Origin of the sequence: Stenotrophomonas sp. SMYL41 (genome assembly GCF_036319965.1) — a bacterium.
In the GTDB taxonomy this organism is placed as follows: Bacteria; Pseudomonadota; Gammaproteobacteria; order Xanthomonadales; family Xanthomonadaceae; genus Stenotrophomonas; species Stenotrophomonas maltophilia_R.
Map to the genome: position 1 here is coordinate 148,673 of NZ_JAWIRX010000002.1, position 14,334 is coordinate 163,006.

Sequence of the window (14,334 nt, forward strand, 5' to 3'; positions counted from 1 at the left end):
ACCGGCACGCCTACGTGCAACCCCTTGCCGTCCCCAACTGATGGCAGGGGTGGTCAAATCGCTGAAATATCACCTTATCTCTTTGATTGGAAAGTGAAATAAAATTGTCGTGCGGGCCGATCAAACCCTGCCTTCCATTCAGCGTTGTCCATGCTATGTCATCACTGCGCCCTTGCTGGTGTGTCCTGCTGGGAAGCGCCACGCTGCGCAAAGCCGCCAGCGCCCGTCGCAACAGGAGGGACTGGGCCCCGGTGCTATAGTTCGGCCGATTCCCGGCCGCTACCGGCCGGCCCTGTGAATGGCTACCGCGGACTGCTCTCGATGCCCCTGCCGACCGTTGTTCCGCGCCCCCTGCGCGGCCTGTCCCTGCTGACCCTGCTGGTGGCCGGCCTGGCCGCTTCCACCCATGCGCTGGCGGCCGATCTGCTGGACCTGGATTACCGCCCGCTGGCCAGCAAGCAGCAGGTCAACCTTCAGCAGCGCTACCACGGGCAGGTGCTGCTGGTGGTCAATACTGCAAGCAAGTGTGGCTATACCCCTCAGTACGAAGGGCTGGAGGCGCTGCAGAAGCGTTATGCCGGGCGCGGCTTTGCCGTGCTCGGTTTCCCGTCCAACGATTTCAAGGGCCAGGAGCCCGGTGACGAGAAGCAGATCCAGGATTTCTGCACGCTCACCTATGGCGTCAAATTCCCGATGTTCGAGAAGGTGCACGTGGTCGGTGCAGAGGCGACGCCGCTGTACCAGCGGCTCGCCGCAGCCACTGGCGTGGCGCCGGGCTGGAACTTCCACAAGTACCTGGTCGGCCGCGATGGCAAGGTCATCGCCCAGTTCGCCAGCAAGGTAACGCCGGACGATCCGCAGCTGACCGCGGCCATCGACAAGGCGCTGGCCGCAGCCGCTACGCATTGATATCCGGCACGGATGCCTCGACATCGACGGCATGCGTGCGACAATGCTTCTTTTCGCGCCGACGTCGGCGCCCAGACACTTCCAGGAATGCAGCGAATGAAGATGGGAATGCGCGGCGCCGCGGCGTCGGTTCTGATTCTGGCGATGGGCACTTCGGGTGTCGCTCTGTCGCAACAACCGGCTGCCCCCGCAGCCGCCAAGGAGACCGCAACCTTGAATTCCCCCAAGCAGAAGCTCGGCTACGCCATCGGCCTTGATGTCGCCAAGTCGTTCACCCCGATCGCCGATGAGATCGATGTGGCCGCGCTGCGCACCGCCGTGGAGCGTTCGTTCGAAGGCCTGCAGCCGCAGATCACCCAGGAACAGGCCAAGGCCACCGATGCCGCGCTGCGCCAGGTCGTGATGGCCCGCAGTGGCCAGCAGGTGCCGGGCATGGCCCCCGGTTCGCAGCCGCCGAAGGTCGATCGCGTCAAGGTGTCGCAGATGATCGGTTCGTACTCGGTCGGCCCGTCGCTGGCACAGCTGAAGGACGACATCGACGTCGCCTCGCTGTTTGACGCGATCAGCACCGGCCTGAGCAAGGGTCAGCCAAAGATGACGGAAGCTGACGCGACCGCCACCATCCAGGCCTTCATGGGCAGCAAGCAGGCCGAAATGCAGGCCAAGGCTGCCGCCGCCGCGCAGACCAACCGCGAGGAAGGCAACGCGTTCCTGGCCAAGAACAAGACCCAGCCGGGCGTGGTGACCACGCCGTCGGGCCTGCAGTACCAGATCATCCGCCCAGGTAGCGGCGAGCGTCCGCTGCCGAGCAGCAAGGTGCGCGTGAACTACGAAGGCAAGCTGCTCAACGGCACCGTGTTCGACAGCTCCTACGGTCGCCAGCCGGCCGAGTTCGGCCTGGACCAGGTGATCAAGGGCTGGACCGAAGGCGTCGCGCTGATGCCGGTCGGTTCGAAGTACCGCTTCTGGATCCCGGGCGAGCTTGCCTACGGTGAGAACGGTACCCCGGGTGGCCCGATCGGCCCGAACGCGACTCTGACGTTCGACGTCGAGCTGCTGGGCGTCCTGCCCTAAGCGACCACGGAGCCTGCACGGACATGCGCGTTGCGATTTTCGGTACCGGCTACGTGGGACTGGTGACCGGTACCTGCCTGGCCGACGTCGGCCACCAGGTGGTCTGCGTCGATATCGACCAGGCCAAGGTCGATGGCCTCAACCAGGGCATCATCCCGATCTATGAGCCGGGCCTGGAACCGATGGTGAAGGCCAACCACGCCGCGTCGCGGCTGGCCTTCACCACCGATGCCGCGACCGCGATCGGCCACGGCCAGGTCGTGTTCATCGCCGTCGGCACGCCGCCGGACGAGGATGGCAGCGCCGATCTGCAGTACGTGCTGGCTGTGGCCCGCACCATCGGCCAGCACATGAGCGTGCCGACCGTGGTGGTCAACAAGTCGACGGTGCCGGTGGGCACCGCCGACAAGGTACGTGCCGCCATTGCCGCGGAGCTGGCTGCACGTGGCGCGGACATCGCTTTCGATGTGGTGTCCAACCCGGAATTCCTGAAGGAAGGCGACGCCGTTGCCGACTGCATGCGCCCGGATCGCATCATCGTCGGTGCGACCAGTGCCGAGTCGGTGGCGGTGATGCGGCGCCTGTATGCACCGTTCAACCGCAACCACGACCGGGTGGTGGAAATGGACGTGCGTTCGGCCGAGCTGACCAAGTACGCAGCCAACGCGATGCTGGCGACCAAGATCTCGTTCATGAACGAGATCGCCAACATTGCCGAACGTGTCGGTGCCGATGTCGAGCAGGTCCGCCAGGGCATCGGCTCGGATCCGCGCATCGGCTGGCATTTCATCTATCCGGGCGCCGGTTACGGCGGCTCGTGCTTCCCCAAGGACGTGCAGGCGCTGGCCCGCACCGCCCAGCAGGCCGGCCTGGAGCCGAAGCTGCTCAACGCCGTGGAAGCAGTCAACGATGCGCAGAAGGGCCATCTGTTCGCCCTGATCCAGCGCCATTACGACAAGGGCGAGGACGAAGGCGTGCGTGGCAAGACCTTTGCCGTGTGGGGCCTGGCGTTCAAGCCGAACACCGACGACATGCGCGAAGCCTCCAGTCGCCGCCTGCTGGCGCAGTTGTGGGAAGGTGGCGCGACGGTGCGTGCCTATGATCCGGAAGCGATGCACGAGTCGCAGCGCATCTTCGGCGAACGCGATGACCTGGTGTTCTGCAGCAATGCCAACGAGGCGCTGCAGGGCGCCGATGCACTGGTCGTGGTGACCGAGTGGAAGCAGTTCCGCAGCCCCGATTTCCAGAAGCTGCGCGAGCAGTTGAGGGACGCGGTGGTGTTCGACGGCCGCAACCTGTACGAGCCGGCGGATGTGGAAGCGGCGGGCCTGGCTTACTACGGCATCGGCCGGGGGCGCTCGCTGCATGTCTGATCTGCTGCCAACCGAACGCGAGCAGGCGCTGGAAGCGCGCCTGGTCGAGCTGGAAATGCGCGTATCCTTCCAGGAACAGGCGCTGGCCGAACTGAGCGATGCGCTGGCCGATGCCCGCATGCAGGGCATGCGCAACGCTGACGTGCTGCGCGTGCTGCTGGAAGACCTGGGCAAGGTCCGCAACGCACTGAATTCTTCCGATCCGGCGAGCGAACCGCCGCCGCCGCACTATTGATCCGAACTCTATGAGCGATACCCTCCGCGACCAGCTGCTGGGCCTGGGCTTCAAGCCTGCGCCCAAGCCCGAGCGCAAGAATGACGCCCCCCGCCGTGACGGCCGCCCGCAGGGCAAGGGTGGCAACGGCAATGGAAAGCCGCAGGGCGCTGGCAAGGGCGAGCACAAGCCCGGCGAGCGCCGTGGGCATGGCCACGGTGGCCCGGGCAAGCCTGGCCAGTCGCGGGGTCCGGGCCAGCAGGGCCCGCGCAAGCCGCGCAGCGCCGAAGAGATGGACCTGGCCAAGGCCTACGCCATCCGGGCTCAGAAGGAAAAGGAAGAGCGCATCGAGACCGAGCGCCTGAAGCAGGAAGAAGCGCGCGTGCGCCGCGAGGCCAAGGCCAAGCTGGAAGAACTGCTGAAGGACAAGGGCCTGAATGCCGAAGCGGCGGACATTGCCCGTCACTTCCCGTACGGCGGCAAGATCAAGCGCATCTATGTGACTGCTGAACAGCTGACCGCGCTCAACGCCGGTGAGCTGGGTGTGGTCCAGCTCAATGGCCGCTACCTGCTGGTGACCGCCGAGGTGCTGGCGCAGGCCGAGGCGGTGTTCGCCGCGTCGGTGGCGCTGAAGGTCGATCCGAATGCGCCGGCCGAGGAAGATCCGTACGCAGACCCGCAATACCAGGTGCCGGACGACCTGGTCTGGTAAACGCGTGACCGCCGCGGGCGCACTGCCGTTGCGGCCGTGGGGGAAGGGATGACCGCTGATCCAAGCCGCGGCTACGTGCCGCACATTGATGGCCTGCGCGCGATCGCCGTGCTGGCCGTCATCGTGTTCCACCTGGACCCGGCCTGGTTGCCGGGCGGGTTCACCGGCGTGGATGTGTTCTTCGTCATCTCCGGTTTCGTGGTCAGCGCGTCGGTACACCGGCTGCCGCCGTTGTCGCTGGGGCAGTCGATGCTGCGCTTCTATGCGCGCCGGATCCGCCGCATCGCGCCGGCACTGCTGGCCTGCCTGTTGCTGACGGCCGTGGCGAGCGTGCTGTTCATTCCCGAGTCCTGGCTCAGCGAAGCCAGTGACAGGACCGGGCTGATGGCGTTGTTCGGCTTCAGCAACTGGGTGCTGGCGGCGATCGGCAACGATTACTTCGCGCCCAAAGCCGAATTCAATCCCTACACCCATACCTGGTCGCTGGGTGTGGAAGAGCAGTTCTACCTGTTGTTCCCGCTGCTGTTCCTGGCCTGGGCACGCGGCGCACGCGGGCGCTGGATCAGCCTGGGCCTGTTCGCCGTGGTCAGCATGGCGTCGCTGCTGCACGCTGCTGTGCTGGGCCTGCGCGAGGTGCCGCCGTCGTGGGCGTTCTACGCCACCAGCACCCGTCTCTGGCAATTGGGAGTGGGCGTGCTGCTGTTCCAGCTGCTGCACGTGCGCGAGTCGCTGGACCCGGCAACCGGCCAGGCACTGAAGCGCGCTGCGCCGGTGTTCTCCCTGCTGGCCATGGGGGCGCTGGCCCTGCTGGGGTGGGCGCTGTGGTCTGCGCGCGCAGGACGTTCACCGTGGCCTGACGGCCTGCTGCCGGCCTTCGCCACCGCAGGCCTGCTGTGGGCGCTGCATCATCATCCGCAGGCGTGGGTGGCGCGCCTGCTGGCCAGCGCTCCGATGCGCCGCATCGGCCTGCTGTCGTACTCGTTGTATCTGTGGCACTGGCCGGTGTTCGTGCTGATGCGCTGGACAGTGGGCCTGCAGACACCGTTACAGATGATCGCTGCGATCGCGCTGGTACTGCTGTTGTCCTGGTTGTCATGGCGCTGGGTGGAACAACCGTTCCGCGGGCCATTGGCGCAGCGCTTGCGCCCTGGGCGCTGGGTGTTGGCTGGCGCGGTCGTGCTGCTGTGCGCGGCCGGCATCCAGGCATTGCTCTATCAGCAGGCACCGCGGCTGTCGCTGAGTACGGTCAGCCGGCATCCGGCCGATTGGTACCCCAATGGCAAGAGCGTGGCAGGTGACTATCCCGATTGCACATTGGTGGCCGCGAAGCATCGTTTCGAAGGCGGTAGTGCGCGGACCTTCGCCCGTGGAAACTGCGACCGCCCGCTGCCGGCCGGTGCACCGAAGCGGGTGTTCGTTGCCGGTGATTCGCATGCGATGGCCTCTATCGAACTGCTGCAACGGCTGGCGCTGGAAACCGGCTCGGAGGTGTCCCTCTATGGCCGTGGCGGATGCCCGCAGGTGAGCCTGCAGAAGTGGCGCGGCGCCGGTGCCGGGTGCGCTGATTTCGACGCAGCAGTGTTCGCGGACATCGAGCGGCGTGCGCAGCCGGGAGACGCGGTGGTGCTGGTGTCGCTGCGCGTGCCGCGCCTGTCCGATCAGTTCGTGCTGTTCGATGCACAGGCGCAGCTGGCGGGCGAACTGACTGTGGAAGCGGCGGCAGGGCGTGCGGCCGAAGTAGCCGAGGCGATCACGCAGTGGAGGCCACTGGCCGAGCGTGGTGTGCGCATCGTGCTGGAGGCTCCCAAGCCGGTGCTGCCGGCGCCTCCCTATCGCTGCTCGGACCGCTTCAACGCCCGCAACGAGGTCTGCCGCAACGGCCTGGACAGCACGCGCGAGGCGATGGAAACGCTGCGGGCGCCGATGCTGGGCAGCCTGCAGCAGCTGGTCGATGGCCTGCCGGGCGGCGTGCTGTGGGACCCGATGCCGGTGCTGTGCGACGACGCGCTGTGTCCCGCGCAACGCGATGGCCGCCCGCTGTTCTTCGATGGCGATCATCTCAGCGCGCATGGCAATCGCGCGCTGCTGCCGTCGCTGCTGCAGGTGGTGCTGCAGCGCTGAACCGGAATCGGGTCAGTGCGCGCGGTTGTTCCGTCGCGCACGGATCAGCGGCAGGCTCAGCGCGAAGAAGCACAGCAGGGCGCCGATCAGGGCGAAGCCGCTGCCGGCCAGGAATGCGGTGCGACCGTCGTCGATCTTCCACAGTTGGCCGGCAATGAGTGCGCCGAGCACACCGCCGGCACCGGACGAGAATCCGTACAGCAGCCCCTGGCCATGCCCATTGAGGCGACCGGGGAAGTAGGTCGCCAGCATCTGCATCGCCGCAGCGAAGAACGCCGCAAAGCCCAGTGCGTGCGCGCTCTGCGCCAGCAGCATCACCGGCAGGTTTTCCGGGAACAATGCGGTCACGGCCCAGCGCAGGCAGGAACTGACCAGCGCGATCAGCAGCATCCAGCTGGCGTCATAGCGGCGGAAGAAGCGGCCGATGGTGAAGAACACACCCACTTCGAAGACCACACCGATGGTCCACAACAGGCCCAGGGTGGAGGTGCGGTAGCCGTGATGGTCCATGTAGACCGAAAAGAACGTGTAGTACGGGCCGAAAGACAGTTGCTCCATGAAGGCGGCCAGGAAGAATGCCAGCACCGGCGGGCGGCGCACGATCTGCCAGAAGCCGCTGGCGTCGCCGTCGGTCTTGCCGATGCCGCGTGCGTAGTGGTTGCCGAAGGCCGAGGCGACCAGCAGCGCGAACAGTGGCAGCATCATCCACGGCAGCAGCCCGGCGCGGCTGGCCGTGCCGTCACCTTCGATCAGCCAGCCGAACAGGGTCACGACGGCGATGAAGCCGAGCGAACCCCAGACCCGGATCAACCCGTAGCGATGGCTGTCGTTGCCCAGGTGGGTGAGGGTGATCGACTCGAACTGCGGCATCACCGCGTTGTAGAAGAAGCAGAACACCACCATGGCCGGGTACATCCACGGCTGCGGCAGCGGCAGCAGGAATACCGCGAAGCTGAGCAGGGTCAGCACGCAGCCGATGCGCAGCAGGCGGATCGGTCGCGGTGATGCGGCCGCCAGCGAGGTCCAGGTGCTGGGCGCGATCACGCGGGTGGCATACCACAGGCCCATCATCACGCTGATGGCGGTCACGCTCATGCCGCGCGCGGTCAGGAACAGGCTCCAGTACGGAGTGAACGCGCCCAGCGCCGCGTAGTAGAACAGGTAGAAGCTGGAGAGGCGGGCAACGGGAACGGTCATCGCGGAATGATGAGGCAAAAAGGGGACGGAGGGGATTTAGTCGTTTGTGCATAAGCGACTTAATCCCCTCCGTCCCCTTTTTGTGTCACTCGGGGTCGTAGTCGAGGTTGGAGGCCAGCCAGCGTTCGGCCTGGGCACGGTCCACGCCCTTGCGGCGGGCGTAGTCGCTGACCTGCTCGCGGCTGAGCCGGCCGACCACGAAGTACTGGCTCTGCGGATGGCTGAAGTAGTAGCCCGAAACAGCGGCCGTGGGCAGCATCGCGAAGCTCTCGGTCAACGCCATGCCGGCGTTGGCTTCGGCCTGCAGCAGGTCGAACAGGCAGCGTTTCTCGCTGTGCTCCGGGCAGGCGGGGTAGCCGGGTGCGGGGCGGATGCCGCGGTACTGCTCGTCGATCAGGGCCTCGTTGTCCAGCGTCTCGGTGCGCTCATGGCCCCAGAATTCGGTACGCACGCGCTGGTGCAGGCGCTCGGCCAGCGCCTCGGCGAAGCGGTCGGCGAGGGCCTTCAGCAGGATCGCGTTGTAGTCGTCATGCTCGGCTTCGAAGCGCGCGACGTGCGCGTCGATGCCGATACCGGCAGTGACCGCGAACGCGCCGATCCAGTCCTGCTTGCCGCTGTCGGCGGGCGCGATGAAGTCAGCCAGGCAGAAGTCCGGGCGCTCGGCCGGCTTGTCCACCTGCTGGCGCAGGAAGTGCAGGGTGGTCTCGCCCTGCGGGTGCTTCACTCGCACGTCGTCGCCGATGCTGTTGGCCGGCCACAGGCCGAACACGGCCTTGGCCGTCAGCCACTTCTCGCCGACGATGCGGTCAAGCATCGCGCGGGCATCGCGGTACAGCTCGCTGGCCTGGGTGCCGACGATCTCATCGGTGAGGATGGCCGGGAACTTGCCGGCCAGCTCCCAGGCCTGGAAGAACGGCGTCCAGTCGATATAGTCGACCAGTTCGGCCAACGGGTAGTCGTCGAATACGTGCAGGCCGGGCTGGTCCGGTGCCGGTGGCGTGTAGCTGTCCCAACCGCCCTGGAACTTCTGCCCGCGGGCATGTTCCAGCGTGACCAGGCGCTTGGCGTCGCCGCGGTTGCGGTGGCGTGCGCGGATCTCCGCGTAGTCCGCTTCATTGGCGGCGACGAAGGCTTCGCGCAGGTCGCGCGAGATCAGCGACTGGGCAACGCCCACCGCGCGCGAGGCATCCTTCACCCACACCGTGGGTGCCTTGTAATGGGGGTCGATCTTCAACGCGGTATGCGCGCGCGAGGTGGTCGCGCCCCCGATCAGCAGCGGCAGGTCGAAGCCCTGGCGCTCCATCTCGCGGGCGACGTGGCTCATCTCCTCCAGCGACGGGGTGATCAGTCCGGACAGGCCGATCAGGTCGGCGTTGTGCTCACGGGCGGCATCGAGGATCTTCTGCGCAGGCACCATCACGCCGAGGTCGACCACCTCGAAGTTGTTGCAGGCCAGGACGACGCCAACAATGTTCTTGCCGATGTCATGCACGTCGCCCTTCACCGTGGCCATGATGATCTTGCCGTTGCTCTTGGCGGTATCACCGCTGCGTACCTTCTCCGCTTCGATGTACGGCAGCAGGTAGGCCACGGCCTTCTTCATCACGCGCGCGGACTTCACCACCTGCGGCAGGAACATCTTGCCCGCGCCGAACAGGTCGCCGACGATGTTCATCCCGTCCATCAGCGGGCCCTCGATCACGTCCAGCGGGCGGCTGGAGGCCTGCCTGGCCAGTTCCGTGTCTTCCTCCACCCAGGCGTCCAGGCCGTGCACCAGCGCGTGCGCCAGGCGCTGTGCCACCGGCTTGCCGCGCCAGGCCAGGTCTTCGGTCTTCGCTGCGCCCTTCCTGCCCTTGTAGCGCTCGGCGATCTCCAGCAGGCGCTCGGTGGCATCGCGGCGGCGGTTGAGGATCACGTCCTCGACGCGCTCGCGCAGCTCGGGGTCCAGTTCGTCGTAGATCGGCATGGCGCCGGCGTTGACGATGCCCATGTCCATGCCGGCGGCGATGGCGTGGTAGAGGAACACCGAGTGGATGGCCTGACGCACCGTTTCGTTGCCGCGGAACGAGAACGAAACGTTGGAGACACCGCCGGAGACATGGCAGTGCGGCAGGGTCTGCTTGATGATGCGGGTGGCTTCGATGAAGTCCACCGCATAGTTGTCGTGCTCTTCGATGCCGGTGGCGACGGCGAAGATGTTCGGGTCGAAGATGATGTCCTGGGGCGGGAAGTCGATCTCGTCGACCAGGATGCGGTAGGCGCGGGTGCAGATCTCGACCTTGCGCGCGCAGGTGTCAGCCTGTCCGTTCTCATCGAAGGCCATCACCACCGCGGCGGCACCGTAGCGCAGCACCTTGCGCGCGTGCTCGCGGAACAGCGCCTCGCCTTCCTTCAGCGAGATCGAATTGACCACGCTCTTGCCCTGCAGGCACTTCAGGCCGGCTTCGATCACGCTCCACTTGGAGGAGTCGACCATCACCGGGATGCGGGCGATGTCCGGCTCGGACATGATCAGGTTGAGGTAGCGGGTCATCGCCGCTTCCGAATCGATCAGGCCCTCGTCCATGTTGACGTCGAGGATCTGCGCGCCGCTGGCGACCTGCTGGCGGGCCACGTCCACCGCTTCTTCGTAGCGGCCTTCCTTGATGAGCTTGCGGAACTGTGCGCTGCCGGTGACGTTGGTGCGTTCGCCGACGTTGATGAACAGCAGGTCCGGCGTGATGACCAGGGGTTCCAGGCCGGACAGGCGGGTAGGGCGGACGGGCGTCATGGCAGGCGGCGGCTCAGCGGCAATAGGGCGGAAAGTGCGGGACGGTGGCGGCGATGCTCATGCGGCCTGCTCCTGGACACCGGGCAGGGCGCGCGGCGGGAGCCCGGCCACGGCCTGGGCGATCGCACGGATGTGATCGGGGGTGGAACCGCAGCAGCCGCCGACCAGGTTCAACAGGCCATCCTCGGCGAAACCACGCAGGGTGCTGGCCATGTCCTCGGGCGTCTCGTCGTACTCGCCGAAGGCATTGGGCAGGCCTGCGTTGGGATGTGCGCTGACGTAACAGTCGGCGACCTGCGAGAGGGTTTCCACGTGCGGGCGCATCGCATCGGCGCCCAACGCGCAGTTCAGGCCGATCGATAACGGACGCGCATGCGCCAGTGACGCATGGAAGGCCTCGGCGGTCTGCCCGGACAGCGTGCGTCCGGAGGCATCGGTGATGGTGCCGGAGATCATCACCGGCAGGCGTCCGCCACGCGCGTCGAAGGCTTCCTCCAGCGCATACAGCGCCGCCTTGGCATTGAGCGTGTCGAAGATGGTTTCGACCATGAGGGTGTCGGCGCCACCGTCGATCAGGCCCTCGATGGCTTCGCGATAGGTGTCGCGAAGCTCGTCGAAGCTGGTGTTGCGGAAGCCGGGATCATTGACGTCGGGGCTGATCGAGGCGGTGCGGCTGGTCGGGCCGATCACCCCGATGACGAAGCGCGGCTTGCCCGGCGTGGTTGCAGCCACGGCGTCGCAGCAGGTGCGGGCGACCGCAGCACCGGCCTTGTTCAACTCGTACACCAGGTGCTCGAGGTGGTAGTCGGCCTGGCTGACCGAGGTGGCGTTGAAGGTGTTGGTCTCGACCAGGTCCGCGCCGGCGTCCAGATAGGCAGTGTGGATGTCGGCGATGACCTGCGGCCGGGTCAGCAGCAGCAGATCGTTGTTTCCCTTCAGGTCATGGCTTTCCGGCACGGCGTGGTCGCATGCGGGGCCATGCACATGATCGTAGCCACCGGCAAAACGCTCGCCGCGATAATCGTCTTCCTGCAGACCATGGCGCTGGATCATGGTACCCATCGCACCGTCGATGATCAGGATCCGCTCGCGCAGGGCATCGAGCAGGGCGTTGGCACGATCAGGATGCAACCAGGGCAGGGCGGGCATGGCGGTCTCGGGCTCAGGGCTTGTTGGCGATCAGCGAAATCACTTCGAAGTGCGGCGGACGCTTCTCGCGGGTGACCGTCTCCAGGCTGGATACCTGCAGGCCGGCCTTGTCGACGAACTTGCGCAGTTCCTTGTCGCTGAAGCCGAGGTTGACGTGGCCGTAGGCCTCCACCGCCGCCTTGTGCTCGTGGCGGGCCAGGCTGCACAGCAGCAGGCGGCCGCCCGGGCGCAGCACGCGCGCGGCTTCGGTCACCGCCTGCGCTGGTTTGCTGGCGTAGGTCAGCGCGTGCATCAGCACCACCAGGTCGAAGCTGCCGTCCTTGAACGGCAGGGCATGCATGTCACCCTCGCGGACTTCCACATTGGGCAGCCGGCGCAGGCGCTCGCTGGCAGCGGCGACCACGCGCGCGCTGGTATCGATGCAGATGTAGCGCTTGGCGTGGGGCGCGACCAGTTCGGCCAGCACGCCGTCACCGGAGGCGATGTCCAGCACGTCGCCGGTTTCCAGCAACGGCAGGGCGGTGCGCGCCAGCGCCTCCCAGGTACGGCCCGGAGAGTAGTGGCGCTCCATGTCGCCGGCCACGCTGTCGGCCCAGTTCTGGTCCGAGGCGCGGTGGGCCAGCACTGCAGCCACCCGCTCGGCATCCTGTCGCAGCAACGGGTCGTCGCTTCCGTTGCTCAAGGCATGCCACAATGCACGCTGCGCCGGGTCCAGCTGGGCCTCGTCGAAGCGGTAGTAGGCCGACACGCCGGCGCGGCGATCGCGGACCAGGCCGGCTTCCTTCAGGCGCGCCAGGTGGGTGGACACGCGCGGCTGCGCCAGCCGGGTGATCGCCGACAGTTCGGCCACGGTCAGCTCTTCCTGCTCCAGCAGCGCCAGCAGGCGCACGCGGGTGGCATCGGCGAACACCTTCAGGCGGGTCGACCAGTCTTCCAGATCCATAAATATCTACCTATCGCGATATAGAGATATATTCGCCGAGAAGGCCTGCCGCGGTCAAGTCGCCAGCGTACGGAAACAGCCGGGCCCCGGTACAATCGGGGCACCTGGGCGCGCCGTATGCAGCCCATAACTTCATGTACCCGGGAGGGTGTTGTGGATTTCAGCTTTACCGAAGAGCAGTTGATGCTGCAGGACGTGGCGCGGCGCATCGCGCAGGAAAAGATCGCCCCCAGCGCGGAGCACCATGACCGCACGGGCGAGTTCCCGCTGGACAACATCCGCCTGCTGGGCGAGAACGGCCTGATGGGCATCGAAGTGCCGACCGAATACGGCGGTGCGGGCATGGACCCGGTGGCGTACGTGCTGGCGATGGTGGAGGTCGCCGCCGCCGACGCAGCCCACTCGACCATCATGTCGGTCAACAACTCGCTGTTCTGCAACGGCATCCTCACCCATGGCAGCGAGCAGCAGAAGCAGACCTACGTGCGTGCCATCGCCGAAGGCGAGGCCATCGGCGCGTTCGCGCTGACCGAGCCGCAGTCCGGTTCGGACGCCACCGCCATGCGCTGCCGTGCGGTGAAGCAGGCCGATGGCACCTTCGTCATCAACGGCAAGAAGAGCTGGATCACCTCCGGCCCGGTGGCCAAGTACATCGTGCTGTTCGCGATGAGCGAGCCGGACAAGGGCGCGCGCGGCATCACCGCCTTCCTGATCGATACCGACAAGGCCGGCTTCGGCCGTGGCAAGACCGAGCCCAAGCTCGGCATCCGCGCTTCGGCCACCTGCGAGATCGAGTTCAACGATTACGTGGCGCAGGCCGAAGACGTGCTGGGCCAGGAAGGCGAGGGCTTCAAGATTGCCATGAGCGTTCTCGATGCCGGCCGCATCGGCATCGCCTCGCAGGCCATCGGCATCGCCCGTGCCGCCTATGAAGCGACCCTGGCGTACGTGAAGGAACGCAAGGCGTTCGGCGCGGCCATCGGCACCTTCCAGATGACCCAGGCCAAGATTGCCGACATGAAGTGCAAGCTGGATGCGGCGCTGCTGCTGACCCTGCGCGCGGCGTGGGTGAAGGGCCAGGGCAAGCGCTTCAGCAATGAAGCGGCCATTGCCAAGCTGACCGCTTCGGAAGCAGCGATGTGGATCACCCACCAGGCCGTGCAGATCCACGGTGGCATGGGCTATTCCAAGGAAATGCCGCTGGAGCGCTATTTCCGTGATGCCAAGATCACCGAGATCTACGAAGGCACCTCGGAAATCCAGCGCCTGGTGATCGCCCGCAACGAGACCGGGCTGCGCTGAGTCGCAACGGCCGCGCCGCTGCAACGGCGGCGCGGCCAGTAGATCCACGGCATGCGTGGATACACGGTCCACTTGGCCGAGCGATACCCGATCTGTTCCAATGCAGGCCGTTTTTACGCGGTCTGCAAATATGATCTATCGTGGTTGGGGATTCATGACGCTGGTGACGCCGATTGCAGCCATCCTGCTGCTGGCGTACTTCTTCCCGCATGAAGGCTCCAAGGGCAACACGCCGCTGGCGCAGGTTCTGTTGGGTGCAGGCATCGGCGCAGCGGTGAACGTACTGCTGGGTCTGTGGCTCAACCGTGCGCCCCGGCAGAAGGGCGAGGTCGCACCCCATCATTTCTTCTTTGTGCCGATGCAATGGGCTGCACTGGTGATCGTGGCGGTGTGCGCAGTGGTTGCGCTGCTGCGCTGAGACGTTGCCCTGGTAGTGCCAACCAAGGTTGGCGGCTACCGGGCATGCCGTTGCTCTGGTGGATTGCAACCTTCGGGCATGCCGTTGCCCTGGTAGATGCCAACCTTGGTTGGCATGGATTCAAAAGCGGCAAGAAAAAAGGCCCCGGATCG

At 66.2% G+C, this 14,334-nt stretch carries 12 protein-coding genes; 8 read left to right on the plus strand and 4 right to left on the minus strand.

Annotated features, from left to right (window positions below; genetic code table 11):
* The first annotated feature begins 321 nt into the window (after positions 1-321).
* The 6 genes from V3B30_RS03100 (at position 322) to V3B30_RS03125 (ending at position 6,403) form a co-directional block, all read left to right on the plus strand.
* Positions 322-909, plus strand: a complete 588-nt coding sequence (locus V3B30_RS03100) for a glutathione peroxidase (RefSeq protein WP_262083426.1) — start codon at positions 322-324, stop codon at positions 907-909.
* A gap of 96 nt (positions 910-1,005) precedes the next feature.
* Positions 1,006-1,983 carry an FKBP-type peptidyl-prolyl cis-trans isomerase gene (locus V3B30_RS03105; RefSeq protein WP_014037761.1) on the plus strand — a complete coding sequence of 326 codons (978 nt, stop codon included), beginning with the start codon at positions 1,006-1,008 and terminating at the stop codon, positions 1,981-1,983.
* A gap of 23 nt (positions 1,984-2,006) precedes the next feature.
* Positions 2,007-3,356 (plus strand): UDP-glucose/GDP-mannose dehydrogenase family protein, encoded by a 1,350-nt coding sequence (locus tag V3B30_RS03110; protein WP_100473312.1) that lies wholly within the window; start codon positions 2,007-2,009, stop codon positions 3,354-3,356.
* Positions 3,349-3,591, plus strand: a complete 243-nt coding sequence (locus V3B30_RS03115; protein WP_005410256.1) for a SlyX family protein — start codon at positions 3,349-3,351, stop codon at positions 3,589-3,591. Before V3B30_RS03110 ends, V3B30_RS03115 begins: the two co-directional genes overlap by 8 nt.
* Before the next feature lie 10 nt (positions 3,592-3,601).
* Positions 3,602-4,282, plus strand: a complete 681-nt coding sequence (locus tag V3B30_RS03120; RefSeq protein ID WP_100473311.1) for a DUF2058 family protein — start codon at positions 3,602-3,604, stop codon at positions 4,280-4,282.
* Between the two features lie 48 nt (positions 4,283-4,330).
* Entirely contained in the window at positions 4,331-6,403 is a 2,073-nt protein-coding gene (locus V3B30_RS03125; protein WP_262083425.1) for an acyltransferase family protein, read from the plus strand.
* Between the two features lie 12 nt (positions 6,404-6,415).
* On the opposite strand, the gene V3B30_RS03130 is transcribed toward V3B30_RS03125, so the two are convergent.
* The 4 genes from V3B30_RS03130 to V3B30_RS03145 all read right to left on the minus strand — a co-directional run bounded on the left by V3B30_RS03130 (position 6,416) and on the right by V3B30_RS03145 (position 12,462).
* Complete coding sequence (locus V3B30_RS03130) at positions 6,416-7,600, minus strand: MFS transporter (protein ID WP_262083424.1); 1,185 nt, start codon at positions 7,598-7,600, stop codon at positions 6,416-6,418.
* Between the two features lie 85 nt (positions 7,601-7,685).
* The gene (metH, locus tag V3B30_RS03135) at positions 7,686-10,370 is read right to left on the minus strand and encodes a methionine synthase (RefSeq protein ID WP_262083423.1); all 2,685 of its coding nucleotides are present in this window, start codon (positions 10,368-10,370) and stop codon (positions 7,686-7,688) included.
* 57 nt (positions 10,371-10,427) lie between these two features.
* A complete protein-coding gene (locus V3B30_RS03140; RefSeq protein ID WP_262083422.1) occupies positions 10,428-11,519 on the minus strand; it encodes a homocysteine S-methyltransferase family protein in 1,092 nt (363 codons plus the stop codon).
* A gap of 13 nt (positions 11,520-11,532) precedes the next feature.
* The gene (locus V3B30_RS03145; RefSeq protein WP_014037755.1) at positions 11,533-12,462 is read right to left on the minus strand and encodes a metalloregulator ArsR/SmtB family transcription factor; all 930 of its coding nucleotides are present in this window, start codon (positions 12,460-12,462) and stop codon (positions 11,533-11,535) included.
* Positions 12,463-12,615: 153 nt separating this feature from the next.
* Here V3B30_RS03145 and V3B30_RS03150 point away from each other — a divergent pair, with 153 nt between their 5' ends.
* Positions 12,616-13,764 (plus strand): acyl-CoA dehydrogenase family protein, encoded by a 1,149-nt coding sequence (locus V3B30_RS03150; RefSeq protein ID WP_262083421.1) that lies wholly within the window; start codon positions 12,616-12,618, stop codon positions 13,762-13,764.
* 154 nt (positions 13,765-13,918) lie between these two features.
* Positions 13,919-14,182: a hypothetical protein gene (locus V3B30_RS03155; RefSeq protein WP_262083420.1), complete on the plus strand. Its 264-nt coding sequence runs from the start codon at positions 13,919-13,921 to the stop codon at positions 14,180-14,182.
* The last annotated feature ends 152 nt before the right edge of the window (positions 14,183-14,334 follow it).

Bases quoted from the DNA above. Each gene is read 5' to 3' on its own strand.
- V3B30_RS03100 (WP_262083426.1), top strand. From the start codon at position 322: ATGCCCCTGCCGACCGTTGTTCCGCGCCCCCTGCGCGGCCTGTCCCTG.
- V3B30_RS03105 (WP_014037761.1), top strand. From the start codon at position 1,006: ATGAAGATGGGAATGCGCGGCGCCGCGGCGTCGGTTCTGATTCTGGCG.
- V3B30_RS03110 (WP_100473312.1), top strand. From the start codon at position 2,007: ATGCGCGTTGCGATTTTCGGTACCGGCTACGTGGGACTGGTGACCGGT.
- V3B30_RS03115 (WP_005410256.1), top strand. From the start codon at position 3,349: ATGTCTGATCTGCTGCCAACCGAACGCGAGCAGGCGCTGGAAGCGCGC.
- V3B30_RS03120 (WP_100473311.1), top strand. From the start codon at position 3,602: ATGAGCGATACCCTCCGCGACCAGCTGCTGGGCCTGGGCTTCAAGCCT.
- V3B30_RS03125 (WP_262083425.1), top strand. From the start codon at position 4,331: ATGACCGCTGATCCAAGCCGCGGCTACGTGCCGCACATTGATGGCCTG.
- V3B30_RS03130 (WP_262083424.1), bottom strand. From the start codon at position 7,600: ATGACCGTTCCCGTTGCCCGCCTCTCCAGCTTCTACCTGTTCTACTAC.
- metH (WP_262083423.1), bottom strand. From the start codon at position 10,370: ATGACGCCCGTCCGCCCTACCCGCCTGTCCGGCCTGGAACCCCTGGTC.
- V3B30_RS03140 (WP_262083422.1), bottom strand. From the start codon at position 11,519: ATGCCCGCCCTGCCCTGGTTGCATCCTGATCGTGCCAACGCCCTGCTC.
- V3B30_RS03145 (WP_014037755.1), bottom strand. From the start codon at position 12,462: ATGGATCTGGAAGACTGGTCGACCCGCCTGAAGGTGTTCGCCGATGCC.
- V3B30_RS03155 (WP_262083420.1), top strand. From the start codon at position 13,919: ATGACGCTGGTGACGCCGATTGCAGCCATCCTGCTGCTGGCGTACTTC.